This is a genomic window from Pseudomonas sp. (genome assembly GCF_033723075.1).
Taxonomy (GTDB): Bacteria; Pseudomonadota; Gammaproteobacteria; order Pseudomonadales; family Pseudomonadaceae; genus Aquipseudomonas.
In genome coordinates, this window is the sequence record NZ_JAWVXU010000032.1 from 1 (window position 1) to 20,153 (window position 20,153).

At 60.8% G+C, this 20,153-nt stretch carries 18 protein-coding genes and 1 pseudogene; 8 read left to right on the plus strand and 11 right to left on the minus strand.

The genetic code is table 11. The features are described 5' to 3' along the window. From R3355_RS22780 to R3355_RS22810, 7 genes are all read left to right on the plus strand, one after another. Positions 1-496, plus strand: a 496-nt coding sequence (locus R3355_RS22780) for a circularly permuted type 2 ATP-grasp protein (RefSeq protein WP_318963379.1), incomplete at its 5' end; no start/stop codon positions are given. 255 nt (positions 497-751) lie between these two features. Then, a complete protein-coding gene (locus tag R3355_RS22785) occupies positions 752-1,702 on the plus strand; it encodes an alpha-E domain-containing protein (RefSeq protein ID WP_318963380.1) in 951 nt (316 codons plus the stop codon). Next, positions 1,699-2,496: a transglutaminase family protein gene (locus R3355_RS22790; protein ID WP_318963381.1), complete on the plus strand. Its 798-nt coding sequence runs from the start codon at positions 1,699-1,701 to the stop codon at positions 2,494-2,496. The genes R3355_RS22785 and R3355_RS22790 overlap by 4 nt, the downstream gene beginning before the upstream one ends. 80 nt (positions 2,497-2,576) lie before the next feature. Continuing rightward, positions 2,577-3,311 carry a proteasome-type protease gene (locus R3355_RS22795; protein WP_318963383.1) on the plus strand — a complete coding sequence of 245 codons (735 nt, stop codon included), beginning with the start codon at positions 2,577-2,579 and terminating at the stop codon, positions 3,309-3,311. Between the two features lie 908 nt (positions 3,312-4,219). Next, positions 4,220-5,425, plus strand: coding sequence for an acetyl-CoA C-acetyltransferase (locus tag R3355_RS22800; protein ID WP_318963385.1), 1,206 nt, complete (start codon positions 4,220-4,222; stop codon positions 5,423-5,425). A 224-nt stretch (positions 5,426-5,649) separates the two neighbouring features. Beyond that, the gene (locus R3355_RS22805) at positions 5,650-7,794 is read left to right on the plus strand and encodes a 3-hydroxyacyl-CoA dehydrogenase NAD-binding domain-containing protein (protein WP_318963386.1); all 2,145 of its coding nucleotides are present in this window, start codon (positions 5,650-5,652) and stop codon (positions 7,792-7,794) included. A gap of 344 nt (positions 7,795-8,138) precedes the next feature. Then, on the plus strand, positions 8,139-8,867 hold the full coding sequence (locus R3355_RS22810) for an amidotransferase (RefSeq protein ID WP_318951378.1): 729 nt from the start codon (positions 8,139-8,141) through the stop codon (positions 8,865-8,867). Positions 8,868-9,315: 448 nt separating this feature from the next. Here R3355_RS22810 and R3355_RS22815 read toward each other — a convergent pair whose 3' ends face one another. The 11 genes and pseudogenes from R3355_RS22815 to R3355_RS22865 all read right to left on the minus strand — a co-directional run bounded on the left by R3355_RS22815 (position 9,316) and on the right by R3355_RS22865 (position 18,744). After that, positions 9,316-10,905: an ABC-F family ATPase gene (locus R3355_RS22815; protein WP_318963388.1), complete on the minus strand. Its 1,590-nt coding sequence runs from the start codon at positions 10,903-10,905 to the stop codon at positions 9,316-9,318. Between the two features lie 20 nt (positions 10,906-10,925). Continuing rightward, positions 10,926-11,456 (minus strand): annotated as a pseudogene (locus R3355_RS22820) (tyrosine-type recombinase/integrase); the annotation flags it as partial. A 262-nt stretch (positions 11,457-11,718) separates the two neighbouring features. Then, positions 11,719-12,141, minus strand: coding sequence for a SufE family protein (locus tag R3355_RS22825; RefSeq protein ID WP_318963389.1), 423 nt, complete (start codon positions 12,139-12,141; stop codon positions 11,719-11,721). A gap of 43 nt (positions 12,142-12,184) precedes the next feature. Then, complete coding sequence (sufT, locus tag R3355_RS22830) at positions 12,185-12,706, minus strand: putative Fe-S cluster assembly protein SufT (protein ID WP_318948448.1); 522 nt, start codon at positions 12,704-12,706, stop codon at positions 12,185-12,187. Positions 12,707-12,721: 15 nt separating this feature from the next. Further along, the gene (locus tag R3355_RS22835; protein WP_318963390.1) at positions 12,722-13,078 is read right to left on the minus strand and encodes an iron-sulfur cluster assembly accessory protein; all 357 of its coding nucleotides are present in this window, start codon (positions 13,076-13,078) and stop codon (positions 12,722-12,724) included. A gap of 30 nt (positions 13,079-13,108) precedes the next feature. Then, on the minus strand, positions 13,109-14,353 hold the full coding sequence (locus tag R3355_RS22840; RefSeq protein WP_318963392.1) for a cysteine desulfurase: 1,245 nt from the start codon (positions 14,351-14,353) through the stop codon (positions 13,109-13,111). After that, on the minus strand, positions 14,346-15,653 hold the full coding sequence (sufD, locus tag R3355_RS22845) for a Fe-S cluster assembly protein SufD (RefSeq protein ID WP_318963394.1): 1,308 nt from the start codon (positions 15,651-15,653) through the stop codon (positions 14,346-14,348). The genes R3355_RS22840 and sufD overlap by 8 nt, the downstream gene beginning before the upstream one ends. Before the next feature lie 4 nt (positions 15,654-15,657). Continuing rightward, the gene (sufC, locus tag R3355_RS22850) at positions 15,658-16,407 is read right to left on the minus strand and encodes a Fe-S cluster assembly ATPase SufC (RefSeq protein WP_318963395.1); all 750 of its coding nucleotides are present in this window, start codon (positions 16,405-16,407) and stop codon (positions 15,658-15,660) included. Between the two features lie 60 nt (positions 16,408-16,467). After that, complete coding sequence (sufB, locus tag R3355_RS22855; protein ID WP_318948443.1) at positions 16,468-17,904, minus strand: Fe-S cluster assembly protein SufB; 1,437 nt, start codon at positions 17,902-17,904, stop codon at positions 16,468-16,470. 123 nt (positions 17,905-18,027) lie between these two features. Then, entirely contained in the window at positions 18,028-18,522 is a 495-nt protein-coding gene (locus R3355_RS22860) for an Rrf2 family transcriptional regulator (protein WP_318963396.1), read from the minus strand. Positions 18,523-18,585: 63 nt separating this feature from the next. Next, positions 18,586-18,744 (minus strand): hypothetical protein, encoded by a 159-nt coding sequence (locus R3355_RS22865; protein WP_318963397.1) that lies wholly within the window; start codon positions 18,742-18,744, stop codon positions 18,586-18,588. Positions 18,745-19,146: 402 nt separating this feature from the next. Between R3355_RS22865 and R3355_RS22870 the strand changes: the two genes are divergently transcribed. Further along, positions 19,147-20,118: an ABC transporter substrate-binding protein gene (locus tag R3355_RS22870; RefSeq protein ID WP_318948442.1), complete on the plus strand. Its 972-nt coding sequence runs from the start codon at positions 19,147-19,149 to the stop codon at positions 20,116-20,118. Positions 20,119-20,153: the final 35 nt, after the last annotated feature.

Here is a 20,153-nt window from a genome sequence, read left to right on the forward strand (position 1 = left end):
CAACGCCATCGGCACCGGGGTGGCGGACGACAAGTCGACCTATCCCTACGTCACCGAGATGATCCGCTTCTACCTGGATGAGGAGCCGATCCTCAAGAACGTGCCGACCTGGCAGTGCAGCAAACCGGCTGACCTGTCCCACGTGCTGGCCAACCTCGGCGAGCTGGTGGTCAAGGAAACCCAGGGCTCCGGCGGCTACGGCATGCTGGTCGGGCCGGCCGCGAGCAAGGCCGAGATCGAAGACTTTCGCGCCCGTCTGATGGCCAAACCCGAAGCCTATATCGCCCAGCCAACCCTGTGCCTGTCGACCTGCCCGACCTTTGTCGAGACCGGCATCGCGCCGCGGCACATCGACCTGCGCCCGTTCGTCCTGTCCGGCCGCGAAGTGCGCCTGGTGCCGGGCGGGCTGACCCGGGTGGCGTTGCGTGAGGGCTCGCTGGTGGTCAACTCGTCGCAAGGCGGCGGTACCAAGGACACCTGGGTGGTGGAGGACTAGGGTCTGTTGCCGTTTCGTCATGGCCACGTCACTGGCTCGCAAGGCGCAAGGCAAGGAATGAGGAGGGAAGTTTGGCTATTCCAAATGAACGACGAATAACGCGGGATTGCGCCTTGCGGGGCGCGGCCCTTCGGGTTGGTGTTGTGAGCCCGCCATGCAGCGTTGCGCGACTTGACGAGGGAGTAGCCCCGCGCCTTGCCTGGCAGGCTCACAGCGCCAACGTGGCTCGCCATTTAACATGAGAGCGCCCTGACTATGCTGAGTAGAACTGCCTCCGATCTGTACTGGATGTCGCGTTACCTGGAACGCGCGGAAAACCTCGCGCGCATGCTCGATGTCAGTTATTCACTGTCGCTGATGCCGCAGGATGGCCGTGGCGATGGCCTGGAAGAGCTGGCCATGCCGCTGCTCATCACCGGCACACTTGAGGAATACATGGCGCGCCATGGCCAGTTGCATGCCGAGCGCATCCTGCATTTCTTCGCCCTGGATGCCGAGAACCCGGCGAGCATTTACAACTGCCTGGGCGCGGCGCGCAGCAATGCCCACGCGGTGCGTGGGCGCATCACCGCCGAGATGTGGGAGAACATCAACGCCAGCTGGCTGGAGATTCGCGGCATCGCCGAGCAGGGACTGGGGCGTTACGGCATCAGCCGCTTCTGCGAGTGGGTCAAGGAGCGTTCGCACCTGTTCCGCGGCGCCACCTTCGGCACCATCATGCGCGGCGACCCGTACCGTTTCATTCGCCTGGGCACCTTTATCGAACGGGCGGACAACACCCTGCGTCTGCTCGATGCGCGTTACGAAATGCTCGGCGAGGACATCGACGAGGTTGACGGCCGCCCGGCACGCAGCTACTACCAGTGGAGTGCGCTGTTGCGCGCACTGTCCTCGTTCGAGGCTTTCGCCGAGATCTACCGCGGCTCGCCGGGTACGCGCAAGGTCTCGGAGCTGTTGCTGTTGCGTCCCGAGGTGCCGCGCTCGCTGCGCGCCTGCATGGACGAACTCAGCCTGATGCTCGCCAGCCTGCCTGGCGAGAATGGTCGCCCGGCCCAGCGCCTGGCGGCCGAACTGGAAGCCCGCCTGCGCTACACCAGCATCAACGAAGTGCTGGATGAGGGCCTGCATGCCTGGCTCACCGACTTCATCCTGCTGGTGCGCAAGCTGGGCCACGCCATCCACAGTTCCTACCTGGAGGTTGCATGAGACTGTCCATCAGCCACGACACCACCTATCACTACGAAAATCAGGTGCGCGCGAGCATCCAGTACCTGCGCCTGACCCCCCACGACAGTGAACGCCAGCGCGTGCTCAACTGGCAGCTCAAGCTGCCGCGCCCGGTGCGCGCCCAGCTCGATCCGTACGGCAACATCCTGCATGTGCTGACGATCGATGAGCCCCACGAATCCATCGTCATCGGCGCCAGCGGCCAGGTCGAGATCGATGAACAGCGTGAGTCCGAACACGAGAGCCAGTCGGCGCTGCCGTTCCTGCGGTTCACCCGCCTGACGACGGCGGATGCAGCCTTGCGCGAGTTCGCCCAGCTGCACTGCAAAAAACGTCGCGACCGCAGCGCCTTGATCGACCTTATGCAGGGCTTGCATGGCCACATCAGTTACCTGACCGGCAGTACGGCGGTGGAAACCAGCGCCGCCGAAGCCTTCGCCGGGCAGCAGGGCGTCTGCCAGGACCATGCCCATGCCTTTCTCGCCTGCGCGCGCAGCCTGGGCATCCCGGCGCGCTATGTGTCTGGTTATCTGCTCACCAACAGCGACGACCACCTGGCCAGCCACGCCTGGGCCGAAGCCTGGCTGGAGGGTGCCTGGTACAGCTTCGATGTGACCAACTGCCTGGCCAAGCCGGAACGCCATCTGAAGCTGGCGATCGGCCTGGATTACCTGGATGCCTGCCCGGTGCGCGGCATGCGCCGCGGTGGCGGCACCGAGCAGATGCACGCCCTCGTAGAAGTTTCTCCGCTGTTGCAGGTGCAACACCAGTAGAATTCGCACGATGAGTACTCAACCGCGCCCGGTGCAGGATTTACCACTGCACCGGGCGCATTGGTTCTACAAGGTGAAGCATGACCTACTGTGTTGCCCTGAACCTGGCCGAAGGGCTGGTGTTCGTTTCCGATTCGCGCACCAACGCGGGTGTCGATCACATTTCCGTATTTCGCAAACTGCATGTGTTCGGGGTACCCGGCGAGCGTTTGATCGTCCTGCAAAGCGCCGGCAACCTGGCCACCTCGCAATCGGTGATCAGCCTGCTACGCCATCGCCTGGGCGCTGACGGCGAGCATTTGCACAACGTCCCGAGCCTGTTTGCCGCGGCGACTCTGGTGGGCGACACCCTGCGCGAAGTGTTGGCCCATGATGAAGGCGCAACCCTGAACCAGGGCATCGAACTAGGCTGCTCGTTTCTGCTCGGCGGGCAGATTCATGGCGAAGCCCCGGCGCTATACAACCTCTATCCGCAGGGCAACTTCATCGCGTCCAGCGAAGACACGCCGTACTTCCAGATCGGCGAAAGCAAATACGGCAAGCCGATCCTCGATCGCGCGCTGAGTTACCAGACGCCTTTGCAACTGGCGCTGCGTTGCGCCCTGATTTCCTTCGACTCGACCATCCGCAGCAACCTGTCGGTCGGTATGCCGCTGGATCTGCTGGTCTACAAAACCGACAGCTTCGAGGTGCCGAGCGGTTTTCGCGTACGCGAAGGCGATGCCTATTTCGAGGGGATTCGTCAGCAGTGGTGCGGCGGCCTGAGTACATTGCTCGGCCAGCTGCCGATGCCGCCGGTTGACTACTGGGAATAGTCGGGAAGCGTGCGGCTGATACACCGCTTTCCTGGCTTGCATCCAGGCTACGGTGTGCGCCGCAGCCCGTATGCAGGTGGAGCTGGTGCGTAGCGAAACCAAGCTGCGGGCTGCTTTTTACCGATTCTGCACCCTGTGGCCGGCCGTCGATGGGCGCCTTGGCATAATTGAAGAAGCCGAGAATAGAGCAACCTGGGTGACAGTTGATGACGGGCTTCGGACAGCCCATGCGCACCGCGCAACCCGGCGCGAGTCGATGAGCGTGTTGGTCTGTTCATGGCGAACGCTTGCCTGCGCCGCGCTCGCCGCTTAAACGCGGTACGCAGCAACAGTACAGGCGAGTGCTCAGCCGACCAGGCGAGTCAGGTTGGGAATTATCAGGATCAAGGTCGTGGCAAATATGATCAGACTCGCTTGCCGGATTTTGGGCTGTTTGAACATGGCCATCTGCCTTTTATTTTTGTTGGTGTGGCGTCGAATACCCGCTCTAAAGGCCTGTCGGGCTGCAGCGTCACGCCTGGGCGTGGACTGAAAAACCGCCCCGGCAAAACCCGGCGGCGGCATCTACTTTTGTAGCTCTATTTCCATGTAGTCATGCTAACTCTAGGGGGGATGTCACCGATCGCTTAGATAACTTGGTTGTTAGCCGTTGCGAATTCTGAACATTGAGTTATGCCTGGTACCGCCAAGAGCCTGAGCAACCCTTGAACCAGAGCCATTACGCTGGCCTGTGCCTGCATAACGCCAGCAGACGACCGTTCGTCTGAGCAGAGCGGTCAATGTGCCTGAGCACTTCGGTCATTGAGCCTGCCCCATCTGGGGGTAAGGTAGTGCAGCCAACCAGAACAGGCGCAGCCAGGCAGCAATGCGCCGCCATCCATACCCTCCAAGGGAGGTCAGAGGACGCCATGACCGAAGCATTCATTTTCGATGCAGTGCGCACGCCCCGCGGCAAAGGCAAGAAAGACGGCGCGCTCTACAGCGTCAAGCCGGTCAACCTGGTCGCCGGCCTGCTCAACGCCCTGCAAGCGCGCAACAACCTTGATACCAGCCAGGTCGACGACATCGTGCTTGGCTGTGTGACGCCCGTGGGTGACCAGGGCGCTGACATCGCCAAGACCGCCGCCATGGTCGCCGACTGGGACGTCAGTGTATCGGGCATGCAGCTCAATCGTTTCTGCGCGTCGGGCCTGGAGGCGGTGAACCTTGGTGCGATGAAAGTGCGCTCCGGCTTCGAAGACCTGGTGGTGGTGGGTGGCGTCGAGTCGATGTCGCGCGTGCCCATGGGCTCCGACGGCGGCGCCTGGGTGATGGATCCGGAAACCAACCTGCATAGCCATTTCACCCCCCAGGGCATCGGTGCCGACCTGATCGCCACCCTGGAAGGCTTCAGCCGCGGCGATGTCGACGCCTTTGCCCTGCGCTCGCAGCAGAAGGCCGCGCGCGCCAGCGCCGACGGCTCGTTCAACAAATCGCTGATTCCAGTGCGTGATCAGAACGGCATCGTGCTGCTCGATCACGACGAATTCATTCGCGGCGACAGCACCCTCGAGGGCCTCGGCAAGCTCAAGCCGAGCTTCGAGACGATGGGACAGATGGGCTTCGACAGCACCGCACTGCGGGTCTACAGCCATGTCGAGCAGATCAGCCACGTGCACACCCCGGGCAACAGCTCCGGCATCGTCGACGGCTCGGCGCTGATGCTGATCGGCTCCGCCGCCAAGGGCAAGGAGCTGGGGTTGACACCCCGTGCGCGCATCGTCGCCACTGCGGTGATCGGCACCGACCCGACCATCATGCTCACCGGCCCGGCACCGGCCACGCGCAAGGCACTGGCCAAGGCTGGGCTCAATGTCGAGGACATCGATCTGTTCGAGGTCAACGAAGCCTTTGCCTCGGTAGTAATGAAATTCATGAAGGACATGGGAGTGAGCGAAGACAAGGTCAACGTCAACGGCGGCTCCATCGCCATGGGTCACCCTCTGGGCGCCACTGGCTGCGCGATTCTCGGCACATTGCTCGACGAGCTGGAGAAGCGCCAGTTGCGTTACGGTCTGGCCTCTCTCTGCGTAGGCGGTGGCATGGGCATCGCGACCATTATCGAGCGTATCTAACTCGGAGCGTAGGAGCGGGGGCGGGCCGCCGGGAAAAGCGCGCGGGGGGGCCCCGCCCCAGGGTTTGGGGGTGGATTGGGAATCCCCACATTTATCTTGCTATACAACCTCGGCGGGTCGGCGGGGGCCTGCCCCGCCAAAACCCGCGGGGGCTGGCCCCGCTCCTACGGTTTCTGCGTTGCCCTCCAGTCGAGCGCAACTGCCGGCAAGAAAGGAATTAACTAATGACTGACGCCATCCGTTACGACAAAGGCCAGGACGCTATCGTCGTGCTGACCATCGACATGCCCGGGCAGAGTGCCAACACCATGAACGCGGAATATCGCGCGGCCATGGGCAAGGTCGTCGCGCGCCTGGAAACGGAGAAGGACAGCATCGCCGGGGTGATCGTCACCTCGGCGAAGCAGACCTTCTTTGCCGGCGGCGACCTCAATGAGCTGATCAAGGTCACCAAGGCCGATGCCAAGCCGTTCTATGACATGATCCTGACGATCAAGGCCCAACTGCGCCGCCTGGAAACCCTGGGCAAACCAGTGGTGGCGGCGATCAACGGTGCGGCCCTGGGCGGCGGTTGGGAAATCTGCCTGGCCTGCCACCGGCGTATCGCCCTGGACAGCTCTCGCGTGCAACTCGGCCTGCCGGAAGTGACCCTCGGCCTGCTGCCCGGCGGCGGCGGGGTGGTGCGCATGGTGCGCCTGCTGGGGCTGGAAAAGGCCCTGCCGTACCTGCTCGAAGGCAAGAAGGTGCGCCCGGATGCCGCGCTCAAGGCCGGTCTGATCCATGAACTGGCCAGCGACAAGGATGACCTGCTGGCCAAGGCCCGGGCCTGGATCCTGGCCAACCCGAATGCCGTGCAACCCTGGGATATGCCCGGCTACAAGATCCCCGGCGGCACCCCGGCGAGCCCCAATGTGGCGCAGATGCTCGCCATCGCCCCCTCCATCCTGCGTGACAAGACCAAGGGCTGCTTCCCCGCGCCGGAGAAGATCATGTGCGCCGCGGTCGAGGGCGCCCAGGTCGACTTCGACACCGCGCAGATCATCGAGGCACGCTACTTCACCGAACTGGCCACCGGCCAGGTGGCGAAGAACATGATCGGCACCTTCTGGTTCCAGCTCAACCAGATCAACGCCGGTGGCTCGCGCCCCCAGGGTTTTGCGCCCTATGTCACGCGCAAGGTCGGCGTGCTCGGCGCCGGGATGATGGGTGCGGGCATTGCCTATGTCTCGGCCGTGGCCGGTATCGAGGTGGTCCTCAAGGACGTCTCGCTGGAAGCGGCCGAGAAGGGCAAGAGCTATTCGGCCAAGTTGCTGGAGAAAAAGGTCGGCCGCGGCCAGATGAGTGTCGACAAGCGCGACAGCATCCTGGCGCGGATCAAGGCCACCGACAAGGATGCCGACTTCGAAGGCTGCGACCTGATCATCGAGGCGGTATTCGAGGATCGCGACCTCAAGGCCAATGTCACCGCCGCGGCCGAGCGGGTTGCGCTGGCGGATGCGCTGATCGCCTCCAACACCTCGACCCTGCCGATCACCGGCCTGGCCACTGCGGTGCAGAAACAGGACAAATTCATCGGCCTGCATTTCTTCAGCCCGGTGGACAAGATGCCGCTGGTGGAGATCATCAGGGGCGAGCGCACCAGCGACGAGTCCCTGGCGCGCGGCTTCGACTACGTCATGCAGATCAACAAGACCCCGATTGTGGTCAACGACCGCCGCGGCTTCTTCACCTCGCGGGTGTTCGGTACCTTCACCAACGAAGGCATCGCCATGCTCGGCGAAGGCGTGTCGGCGGCGCTGATCGAGAATGAAGCGCGCAAGGCCGGCATGCCGGTCGGCCCATTGGCGATCAGCGACGAAGTGTCCATGAGCCTGATGAACCATATCCGTCAGCAGACCCTCAAGGACCTGGCCGAAGAGGGCAAGAGCATCGCGCCGCATCCCGCCTTCGCGGTGATCGAGCTGATGCTGGGTGAATACAAGCGACCGGGCAAAGCGGCCGGTGCGGGGTTCTACGAGTATCCGGCCGGCGGCAAGAAGCACCTGTGGCCGCAGCTCAAGACCCGTTTCGAAAAGCCCGACGCGCAGATCTCGCAACAGGATGTGCGCGACCGCCTCTTGTTCATCCAGGCCATCGAAACCGTGCGCTGCGTGGAAGAGGGCGTGCTCGAGTCGGTAGCAGACGCCAACATCGGCTCGATCTTCGGCATCGGCTTCGCTGCCTGGACCGGCGGGGCGCTGCAGTTCATCAATCAATACGGCATCCGCGATTTCGTTGCCCGCGCCCAATACTTGGCCGAGCAGTATGGCGAACGCTTCCTGCCGCCGGCCCTGTTGCTGGAGAAAGCCGCCAGGAACGAAAACTTCTGACTCCGAGTGACCCGCCGGGGACTCGCACGCAAGCGCACCGATTAGGCTGTGCTGCTGCGCGAGTTCCCGGCGCTGGCGATGTGCCCCTGTCGCTGTTTCTGGAGGCGTTGATCGAGTGTCCTTCCGGGTGGCCTGGGCTCGGCCCGCCGCGCCGATCATCTGCGCGCTGGATGACAGACGCGAACAGATGACTTGCGGACTATCGAACGCGCTGATACAGGCGCAGACTGGCTGAGAGGTCGATTTTGTGCCGGGCTGGCGACTCGTCCTCTTGCCTTGCCGCCCAGCCACAGGCAGGCTTGAACACCCTACCAATCACCACTCGCGTTTCAGGTATTTGCCCCATGCCGTTGCAGATTTGCATTCTGGAAACTGACATTCTTCGCCCCGAACTGGTCGACCAGTACCAGGGCTATGGCCGGATGTTCGAGCAGCTCTTCGCTCGCCAGCCGATCGCCGCCGAGTTCACCGTGTACAACGTGATGGAAGGCCACTACCCGCCGGACAGCGAACACTACGATGCCTATCTGGTCACCGGCAGCAAGGCCGATTCGTTCGGCAGCGATCCGTGGATCGAAACCCTCAAGACCTATCTGCTCGAGCGCTATGCCCACGGCGACAAGTTGCTCGGCATCTGCTTCGGCCACCAACTTCTGGCGCTGCTGCTCGGCGGCAAGGCCGAGCGCGCCGAGCAGGGCTGGGGCGTGGGCACCCACCGCTATCGCCTGGCCCATCAGCCGGCCTGGATGACCCCGGTGCTGGAGGAGCTGACCCTGCTGATCAGCCACCAGGATCAGGTCACCAAGTTGCCGGAAAATGCCACGCTGCTGGCTTCCAGCGATTTCTGCCCGATCGCCGCCTACTGCATCGACGACCAGGTGCTGTGCTTCCAGGGCCATCCGGAGTTCATCCACGACTACTCCAAGGAGCTGCTGGAGATTCGCCAGCAGCACATTGGCCAGGAGGCCTACCGCAAGGGCGTCGACAGCCTGCAGCACGAGCACCAGGGCCACACGGTGGCCGAGTGGATGATGCGCTTCGTCGCCCATGGTCGCGCCGGCCTGAACGACTGAGCTGGCTGTTGCGGGCGGCGCGCAGGGCGCAGTATGGGTAGCAAGTGCCGGCAGGGCAGCTGCCGGGAGTCGATGTTGGCAAGCCACGTGCGCCGAATGATCGAGCTGCTGGCCCGGGTTCGTTTTCACTGGGTGTGAGAAAACAATCGCCTGCGCCGGCCGCTGCACATTCGGCAGTCTGCCCTGGCATAGAGCAGCCTGGTCGGCGCTCCATTCGAAGCGCAGCGACAACCCGCCAGCATTGGTGCGCGGCGATAAACCATGATGCACTGCCTGCGGTGCAGACACCCAGGGGGGCACCCAAAACGCCTGCTGCGGCGTTGCGCTCGATATTGTCACAACCGCTGAGTTTTTTTGCCTGTAGACGCAAACGCCCCGAACCAGTCGGGGCGTTTGCTTTGACCGTTACCAGTCACCTACACATCGGTCTACGATCAGTCAGCCTGGATCAGACGATCAGGCCCTGGCTGCGCAGATAGTCGTCGTAGGTGCCGCTGAAGTCGACTACGCCGCTGGCGGAGAGCTCGATGATGCGCGTGGCCAGGGAGCCGACGAACTCGCGGTCGTGGCTGACGAAGACCAGCGTGCCCGGGTAGTTTTCCAGCGCCAGGTTGAGCGCCTCGATCGATTCCATGTCGAGGTGGTTGGTCGGTTCGTCCATGATCAGCACGTTTGGCTTTTGCAGGATCAGCTTGCCGAACAGCATGCGGCCCTGTTCGCCACCGGAAATCACCTTCACCGACTTGAGGATCTCATCGTTGGAGAACAGCATGCGGCCGAGGGTGCCACGCACCAGTTGCTCGCCGCCCTGGGTCCAGCGGCCCATCCAGTCGAACAGGTTGCTCTCGTCTTCGAAGTCGGAGGCGTGATCCTGGGCGTAATAGCCCAGCTCGGCGCTTTCGGTCCATTTGACGGTACCGGCATCCGGGTACAGCTCGCCGACCAGGGTGCGCAGCAGGGTGGTCTTGCCGATGCCGTTGGGGCCGATGATGGCCACGCGTTCGCCGGCTTCGACGGTGAAGCTGAAGTTCTTGAACAGCGGCTTGCCGTCGAAGCCCTTGGCCATGCTGTCGACGATCACGGCCTGGCGGTGCAGCTTCTTGTTCTGCTCGAAGCGAATGAACGGGCTGATCCGGCTGGACGGCTTGACCTCGGCCAGCTGGATCTTGTCGATCTGCTTGGCACGCGAGGTGGCCTGCTTGGCTTTCGAGGCGTTGGCCGAGAAGCGGCTGACGAAGGATTGCAGCTCGTTGATCTGGGCTTTCTTCTTGGCGTTATCCGACAGCAGTTGTTCGCGCGACTGGGTCGCAGCGGTCATGTACTCGTCGTAGTTGCCCGGGAACAGGCGCAGTTCGCAGTAATCCAGATCCGCCATGTGGGTGCACACACTGTTGAGGAAGTGGCGGTCGTGAGAAATGATGATCATGGTGCTGTTGCGCTGGGTCAGGATGTTTTCCAGCCAGCGGATGGTGTTGATGTCCAGGTGGTTGGTCGGCTCGTCGAGCAGCAACACTTCCGGATCCGAGAACAGCGCCTGGGCCAGCAGTACACGCAGTTTCCAGCCTGGGGCGACTTCGCTCATCGGGCCGAAATGCTGAGCCAGCGGAATGCCCAGGCCCATCAGCAGTTCGCCGGCGCGGGATTCGGCGGTGTAGCCGTCCATCTCTGCGAACTCGGTTTCCAGTTCGGCCACGGCCATGCCGTCGTCTTCGCTCATTTCCGGCAGCGAGTAGATGCGGTCACGCTCGGCTTTGACCTTCCACAACTCTTCGTGGCCCATGATCACGGTATCGATCACGCTGAAGTCTTCGTAGGCGAACTGATCCTGGCGCAGCTTGCCCAGGCGCACGTTCGGCTCCAGCATCACCTGACCGCCGCTCGGTTCCAGGTCGTTGCCGAGAATTTTCATGAAGGTCGACTTGCCGCTGCCGTTCGCCCCGATCAGGCCGTAACGGTTGCCGCCGCCAAACTTGACGGAAACGTTCTCGAACAGGGGTTTGGCCCCGAATTGCATGGTGATGTTAGCGGTGGAGATCAAGGGTCTTTCCTATCAATAACTTAGAGCGGGCTGAATGCTGCTGATACCGATTTGATACCAATTTGCAGTTTTATAGCTCGCCCCAATCGGAGCTTGAGTTGAGCCAGCGGGCATAGGTCGAGAGCAGCATTTGCACGCTGTGACCCAGTTGCTGGGCAATAAATGCGGGATTGAGGCCGGACATTAAACATATTGTCGCATAGGTGTGGCGGCAGTTGTATGGTGGCCGATACCTGACACCGGGGGTTGCGAGGGCAGGGCGCCGTTGGTGCTGGACGTTCGAGGTTTCCTTGACGTGCTCCTGACCTTTCGATGAGGGGAACACATCCGGTGTGTTTTTGATGCGGCTGGCACCCTGCCGAGCGTCGCTCGGCGTACGTCCTGGCGAACTGCAGTGCATGTATTGCCCGATCATTCAGCAGGACATAGCGGTCTCGGCCGGTCTTGGTGCGCCTGGCAATCTCGCCCAAGGCTCCGGTGTGGCAAATGTGCACCTGGCGCTTGCTCATGTCGACGGAGTCCCAGTGCAAAGCTAGCAGGCCGTTGAAAAACTACCTGCGTTGGCAATACTGCGTTAAAAACAGGCTCGGAATGCTCATTTACAGCTCGTAAACTGCGCTTCCTCGCCTGTTTTTGCCTTGTCTTGCCTGCCTCGCCTACGTTTTTCAACGGCCTGCTAGTGCTTCCGAGATGCGCAGGGCGGTAAAGAACAGGAACTCCAACAGCGCGGCTGCTGGACTGGACCGTGGCCCACGGCCAATCCAGCTTAAGCCCGCGCTGAGTTTTTAACCGTGCACCAGCCTCGGCGCGTGGCTAGAGTGCCGCGGTGGCAGTCGCCTGGATGCGTTGGACCATGGCCCGCAGGCCGTTGCCGCGGGTGACGCTCAGGTGTTTGATCAGGTTCAATTGCTCGAAATACTGCTCGATATCGAAATCGCGGATTTCGGCTGGGCGTTTGCCGTTATAGGCGGCCAATACCACGGCCAGTAGACCCTTGACGATAAAGGCATCGCTGTCCGCGTCGAAGAACAAGTGCTCGTCGCGCAACTGGCTGACCAGCCAGACCTGGCTCTGGCAGCCGCGCACCAGATGCTCATCGGTGCGCTGGGCGTCATCCAGCGGCGGCAGTTCGCGGCCCAGGTCGATGATGTATTTGTAGCGCTCTTCCCAGTCATCGAAAAAAGACAGCGTCTCGATGATGTCGTCGCTGCTGATCTGGGTGCCGAATTGACTCATGCCCTTAGCCCTCGCAAACCGTACTCGCTCAACCTCGGCACCTTCAAAAGAACATCCCGGTTTCGAGCTGCGCTTCTTCGCTCATCATTTCACGGCTCCAGGCGGGATCGAAGACCAGTTCGACCTTGACCGTTGCCACATTGGGTACCAGGCGCAGCCGATACTCCACGTCCCCCACCAGCACCGGGCCCATGCCACAGCTTGGCGCAGTCAGGGTCATGCGGATATCCACACGCTTGGCTTGCTGATCGATTTCAACCGCATAGATCAGCCCGAGATTGACCAGGTCCACCGGGATTTCCGGGTCGAACACCGTGCGCAACGCTTCCCACACCTGGGATTCGTGGATCAGCTCATCGGTCGGCGCGGGGAAGCTCAGCAGCTCCGGTTCCAGGCCGATATTGGCTGCATCGGTGCCATCGACCCGCACCATCTGGCCGTTATAGGTCACGGTGTAATTACCCCCCAGGGACTGGGTGATAGTTACGAACGTGTCTTTGGGAATGGTCAGCGGTGTGCCATCGGGGACCCGGCGCGCGGGGCAATCGGCCTGCGCAACTACCATACGTCGTTCCATTGTTTAACTCACACTGAAGCTTTCGCCGCAACCACATTGGTCTTTGACGTTGGGGTTGATGAACCTGATCTGGCGGTTGACGCCTTCCTTGACCAGGTCGATTTGCGTGCCGGACAACACCGGCAAGCTCTCGCGTTCGATGAACAATTCGATCTGCTCATCCAGGCGGTAATGCAGATCGTTCTCACCGGCCTGCTCGACCATATCGAGCACATACTTAAAACCGGTGCAGCCGCTTTTCTTGACGCTAACGCGCACCGCCTTGCCCGCCTGGCTATTCAGTTGGCGGCGCAGATATTCCAGAGCGGCCGGGGTGACGGTGACCACCTGCTGGCTCGGATCGAAGGATTCAACGCTCATGCCATGACTCCTAAAAAACTGTGTGACCCTTTAGAGAAACTCTCTGACCTTGGCCAGCGCCTCGAACAGCCGATCAACCTCGGCAAAGGTGTTGTAGATGCTGAAACTGGCGCGCACGGTGCCGGGAATGCCGAACTGATCCATTATCGGTTGTGCACAGTGGTTGCCGGAACGCACGGCTACACCCTGCTGATCCAGCAACATGCCCACGTCATGCGGATGGGCGCCTTCCAGCAAAAAGCTCAGTACGGCGGTCTTGTGCGCCGCCGTGCCGATCAGACGCATCCCCGGAGTGGCTTTGGCGCGTGCTTCGGCATAGGTCAGCAAGGCCTGTTCATGAGCCGCCGCGGCCACGCGGTCAAGGCGCTGCAGGTAATCCACCGCCGCACCGAAACCAATCACCCCGGCAATGTCCGGCGTACCGGCTTCAAACTTGTAAGGCAGCTGGTTGTAGGTGGTGCCGGCAAAACTCACCGATTCGATCATCTCGCCACCGCCCTGGTAGGGCGGCATGCTTTCCAGCAGTTCGGCCTTGCCATACAACACGCCCAGTCCGGTGGGACCAAACAGCTTGTGGGCGGAAAACACGTAAAAATCGCAGTCCAGCGCCTGCACATCCACCGACCAGTGACTCATGGCCTGGGCGCCGTCGATCAGGCACAAGGCGCCGACGGCATGGGCCATGCGCACGATCTCTTCGACCGGATTGATGCTGCCCAGGGCGTTGGACACCTGCGCGCAGGCGACCATGCGCACGCGGTCGTCGAGCATGTCGGCAAAAGCGGCCATGTTCAGCGTGCCGCTGGCGTCTACCGGAATCGCCTCGACCGTGGCGCCCCTTTCGGCGGCAATCATCTGCCAGGGCACGATATTGGAGTGATGCTCCATGGCCGAGACCAGAATTCGATCACCGGCCTGCAGCTGACTGCGACCCCAGCAGGCGGCCACCAGATTGATGCCTTCGGTGGTGCCACGGGTCCAGATGATCTGCCGGTTGTGTGGCGCATTAATCAAGCCGGCAACCTTGCCGCGCGCTGCTTCGAATTTTTCGGTGGCGCGCTCGGCCAGGGCATGGGCACCGCGGTGCACATTGCTGTTGTCCTGGCGGTAGTAATCGACAATGGCCTGAATCACCACCTCGGGCTTTTGCGTAGTGGCGGCGTTGTCCAGGTACACCAGCGGATGGCCATTGACCTGTTGGTGCAGAATCGGGAAATCCTGGCGGATGTGTTCGACATCAAAGGCCGGAAGCGAGTGCAGTGCGTGCTCAGTCATCGTCCAGTTGCTCCAGGTGGGCTGATTCACGGCCGAGCAGGGCGGCGATACGCGGGCGCAGATAGGCCTGCACCGCCGGTTCTGGTACCTGATTGAGCAGCTCGTTGATAAATCCGAAACTGAGCATGCTCATGGCCTCGGCATGGGACAGCCCGCGGCTCTGCAGGTAAAACAGCGAGGTCTGATCGAGCTGGGTGATGGTTGCACCATGAGCGCAGCGCACATCGTCGGCGTAGATCTCCAACTCGGGCTTGGTGTAGACCTCGGCGTTGCGCGAGGTCAGCAGGTTCTTGTTGCTGAGCTCGGCCAGGGTCTTCTGGGCCTGGGGATGAATATGAATGCGCCCGTTGAAAACCGCCTTGGCCGAGTCGCCAATAATGCCGCGGAAAATTTCATTGGTGCTGCAGTGCGGCACGCAGTGCTCGACATTGGTGTGGTAATCGATCAACTGTTTGTTGCGCGGCAGGTAGACGCCATGCAACTCCAGGTGCGCGCCCGGGCCGCGGTGATTGACCTGGTAGTCGATGCGTTTCAGGCGGCTGCCCTGGGCCAGGGTGAAGCCATAAAAGCGCGCGTCGCGCTGCAGGTCCACATGCACGCCGCCCACATGCAGCAGGTCTTCCTGCTCCAGGTTGATGCGGTAATGCTGCAGCTGGGCATTGGCGCCCACCACGGCCTCGGTCAGGCAATTGACGAAGCCGTTCTGCGTGGCTGCGCTGGAGGCGTAGTGCTCGATCAACTCAGCCTGGCTGCCTTCTTCCAGCACCAGCAGCACGCGCTGATTGCTCACCGCCGGTTGCGCCTCGGGGGTCGAGACATTGAGGATATACACCGGTTTTTCGAGTGTCTGGCCGTTGCCCACCTGCACCAGAATCCCGTCGGCCAGCCAGGCGTTGCTTAGCGCGGCAAACAGGTGGCGCTGAACATCGACCACCTGGCCCAGGTGCTGCTGGATCAGCTGTTGCTGCGCCGTGTCGGCATCGGCAAAGCGTACCACCCCTTGCGGCAATGGGCTGGAGTGCTCAGCAGCAAACTGGCCGTTGATAAACACCAGGCGGGTGGCGTCCAGCTGCATGGCCTCGACGCTGGCCTGCCAGTCGCTAGCGCCCGTCGAGGCCCAGCGAACCGGGCCGCTGGTTTGCAGGGGGGCCAGCGTGGTGTGCTGCCATAATTCGGTTTTGCGCCCCGGCCAGGTGGCTGCCGACCAGTCTGCTGCGCCCTGTTGACGCAAGGTGGCAAGCCAGGCCGGATTTTTCTGTGCGGCGGCCAGAGTGATGGCGTTTGTTTGAAAGTCAGTCATGGTTTCAGGCGACCCCGTTTTCCAACCAGCTGTAGCCTTTGGCTTCCAACTCGAGGGCCAGGCTCTTGTCGCCGGATTTGACGATGCGGCCATCGGCCAGCACATGCACGTAATCCGGCACTATGTAGTCCAGCAGGCGCTGGTAGTGGGTGACCACGATAAAGCTGCGCTTGCCGTCACGCATGCTGTTGACGCCTTCGGCCACCAGTTGCAGGGCGTCGATATCCAGCCCGGAGTCGGTTTCATCGAGAATGCACAGATCAGGTTCAAGCAGCATCATCTGCATGATCTCGTTGCGCTTCTTTTCGCCGCCGGAAAAACCTTCGTTAACCCCGCGCTTTAAAAAGCTCGCATCCAGATCCACACGCTGGCTGGTGGCCCGGGCCAGTTTCATAAACTCGACTGCCGACAGCGGCGGCTGGCCGGAGTGCTTGCGCTTGGCATCCACCGACACCTTGAGAAATTCCATATTGCTCACGCCGGGAATTTCCACCGGGTACTGGAAGGCTAGAAACAAACCTTCACGGGCACGTTCTTCGGTGCTCATGGCCAGCAAGTCACGGTCCTTGAAGGTGATGGCGCCGGCGGTGGCTTCATAGCCTGGGCGGCCCGAGAGGACATTGCCCAGGGTGCTTTTGCCGGAACCGTTGGGGCCCATGATAGCGTGTACTTCGCCGGGTTTGATCTCGATAGCAAGGCCCTTGAGAATCTCAAGGCCTTCAACTTTCGCGTATAAATCTTTGACTGATAACATATTTAATGCCTGATATCTGCGTGAATTTGGGGCGTTCAAGGTCGTTGTTCGGTGTTCAGGTCAACCCACTGAACCTTCGAGACTGACTTCCAGCAACTTGCCGGCCTCGACCGCGAATTCCATCGGCAGCTCCTTGAACACATCGCGGCAAAAGCCGTTGACGATCATCGAAATGGCCTTCTCGGCGTCGAGTCCGCGCTGCTGACAGAGAAACATCTGGTCATCGCTGACCTTGGACGTGGTCGCTTCGTGCTCAACCACGGCCGTGGGGTTTTTACTTTCGATATAGGGAAAGGTGTGCGCGCCACAGCGATCACCGATCAGTAGCGAATCGCACTGGGTGTAGTTGCGCGCGCCGTCGGCGCCCGGATTGATGCGCACCAGGCCCCGATAGGCGCTGTTGCTGCGGCCCGCGGAAATCCCCTTGGCGATGATGGTGGAGCGGGTGTTCTTGCCCAGGTGGATCATCTTGGTGCCGGTGTCGGCCTGCTGGAAATTATTGGTCAGGGCCACCGAGTAGAACTCGCCCACGCTGTTGTCACCCTTGAGGATACAGCTGGGGTACTTCCAGGTGACCGCCGAACCAGTTTCCACCTGGGTCCAGGAAATCTTCGCGTTGGTGTGGCAAATGCCACGCTTGGTCACGAAGTTGTAGATGCCGCCCTTGCCCTCGGCATTGCCCGGATACCAGTTCTGTACCGTCGAATACTTGATGGTCGCGTTATCCAGTGCGACCAGCTCGACCACCGCCGCGTGCAGCTGATTCTCATCGCGCATCGGCGCGGTACAGCCTTCGAGGTAGCTGACGTGGGCGCCTTCTTCAGCAATGATCAGGGTCCGTTCGAACTGCCCGGTGTTCATCTCGTTGATGCGAAAGTAGGTCGACAGCTCCATGGGGCAGCGCACGCCCTTGGGGATGTAGACAAAGGAGCCGTCGGAGAACACCGCCGAATTGAGCGCGGCGTAATAGTTGTCCTTTTGCGGCACCACACTGCCCAGGTACTTCTGGATCAGCTCAGGGCAGCGGTGTACGGCTTCGCTGATCGGACAGAAAATTACCCCGGCTTCTTCCAGTTTGGCGCGGTAGGTGGTGACCACCGAAACCGAGTCAAACACCGCATCCACCGCTACCCCGGCGAGCATTTCCTGCTCATGCAGCGGAATGCCGAGTTTTTTGTAGGTGGCGATCAGCTCGGGATCAACTTCATCCAGGCTCTTGGGTTTGTCGGCCATGCTCTTCGGCGCGGAAAAGTAGGAAATGGCCTGGAAGTCGATTTCGGGGTAATGCACATGGGCCCAAGTGGGCTCGTCCATTTCCAGCCAAGCGCGGAACGCTTTCAGGCGCCAGTCGAGCATCCATTGTGGTTCGCCTTTTTTCGCCGAAATAAAGCGCACGGTGTCTTCATTCAGGCCGGGCGGCAGGGTGTCAGATGCGATATTGGAATGAAATCCAGCCGCGTAGTCCTGCTTGATTAGGCTTTTGACTTGCTCAGTCACGGTATCACCTCAGTCATGCCGCCAATCGGCGTAGGCCCTTGGCGGCAAAGTCAGTTCAGGCTTGCAGTCGCACTGCCTAGTGCCGATGGTACTCGGCTGGCGTACTGCACGAATCAGGCGGCTCTAACGGCCGCTGCAAATAATGTGTTCCGGGCTTGCAGTTGACTGGCCAGGGGCGCAGTCGGACTGGTTCTGGCGCGAATGTATCCCTTTGATATCCTCGCGACAGACCAGATCTGCCAGGCTGATATCGTTTAAAAAATTCTGCAAACGTTCACTCAGGTCCGACCACAAATGATGGGTAAGACACACCGCACCCTGCTGGCAATCGGCCCGGCCGAGGCAGCGTGTAGCATCCATGGAGTCATCCGCCGCATCGACGATCTGCGCCACGCTGATCTGTGCGGGACTGGTCGCCAAGCGGTAGCCGCCGCCGGGCCCGCGAGCACTGATTACCAGCTTGTTACGACGTAACTTGGCAAACAGTTGCTCCAGGTAGGAGATAGACACCCCTTGGCGCTGGGAAATCTGCGCCAAGGTGATGGAGCCTTGATCCTCATGAAAAGCTAGATCAAGCATCGCCGTTACCGCATAGCGGCCTTTAGTAGTCAGTCTCATTAACGGCTCCAAGCCGGGTGGACAGGTCTGTACCATGTAATAACCAAGCGTTTTAGTCAAGTATTAGTCGCTTGCCGGACATTGTGCCGCGACGTCCTGGACTGTGCGTAGCAGGGGCTTGCGCAGTGCGCTGGCGGAGAATTTGCTCAGCACGTCGTTAGCGCCGACTTGATGGGCCTTGTCGGTGTTCATGGTGCTGTCCAGTGAGGCGGGGGAGTCCATAGCCTCTGTACCTGTATGCCCTAGACTGCACGTTCGAGAGTGTTTAAGCGTGCTTGCCTCAAGTACTCCGGCTTCGCTAATAACGCCCTTTCACGATGCCGGGACCACCGTTAATCACCGGTACAACTAGCCATAGGCCGCTTATTAATGCACCCTTGAGGTCCCGCATAACCGAAAATTACGGGTTCTAAATTAGTAAGGGTTACCTCGTAACCATTCAATAGCAGCAGGTGTTGACCACACCCTGTCCGGCAGAATCGCAGCGCATGTCGCGATTAGCCACGGTATTCCATACCTCCTTTCGTAAACCGCGAAGCGCTATTTCGGGCTTGAAATTGCCGTTCCCGCTTCACTTGACCGCGCCTGTAACGGGCCGGCTCAACTTCAGATGGAGAGTTCTCTTTGAACCCACTCGCCAAACTAATGACTGGAGCGCTCGTCTTTACTTCGACCTGCGCCTTCGCATTGTCTGTTCATGCCGCCGTACCGGAATCGAGTGATCCGATCAAGATCATCGATAACAATTGGTCGAGCCAGAAAGTATTGGCGCGGGTCGCTCAGCAACTGCTTGAGCAAGTCGGTTATGAAACCCGGCTGGTGCCAGCGGACAGTCAGGGACAGTTCCCGGCCATGGGCCTTGGCGATCTGCATCTACAAATGGAAATATGGGAAGGCACCATGGCCCAGAACTTCGATAAAGAAGTAAAGGCCGGCCGTATGACCGATATGGGCAGCCATGTCGCGACCACGCGCGAAGAGTGGTGGTATCCCAATTACGTCGAGGAAATATGTCCTGGCCTGCCAGATTGGAAAGCACTCAATGCATGCGCCGAAAAACTCGCGGCCGTCGAAACCGCACCCAACGCACGCTACCTTGCCGGCCCAGTTGACTGGATCAAGCACGACCAGGAGCGCATTGATGCGCTTGGCCTGAACGTCACCGTGGTCAATGCCGGTTCCGCCGCGGCCTTGTTTGGCGAATTGAAATCCGCTGCCGCACGCAAAGAGCCCATCATCCTTTTCAACTGGTCACCCAACTGGGTAGGTGCCGCCTTTCCGGGGAAATTCATCGAATTTCCCGAGTATTCGCCAGAGTGCGTGACGGACCCTAGCTGGGGGATTAATCCGGATAAAACCTATGACTGCGGCAACCCTGTCGGCGGCTATCTGAAAAAAGGCGCTTGGTCGGGCTTCGAAGAGAAATGGTCTTGTGGTTTCGAATTGATTGAAAATATCAGTTTCACCGGTCCCATGATTGACCAGGCCGCAGCGATGGTGGATGTCGACGGTCTGAGCCACAGCGACGCGGCTGCAGCCTGGATTAAACAGCATCAGCAAGAAGTGGCCGAGTGGATGCCTGCTTGCGCCAGTTAATTTAGCCCTACCCGCAGTATCTCTTGCTTGAACGA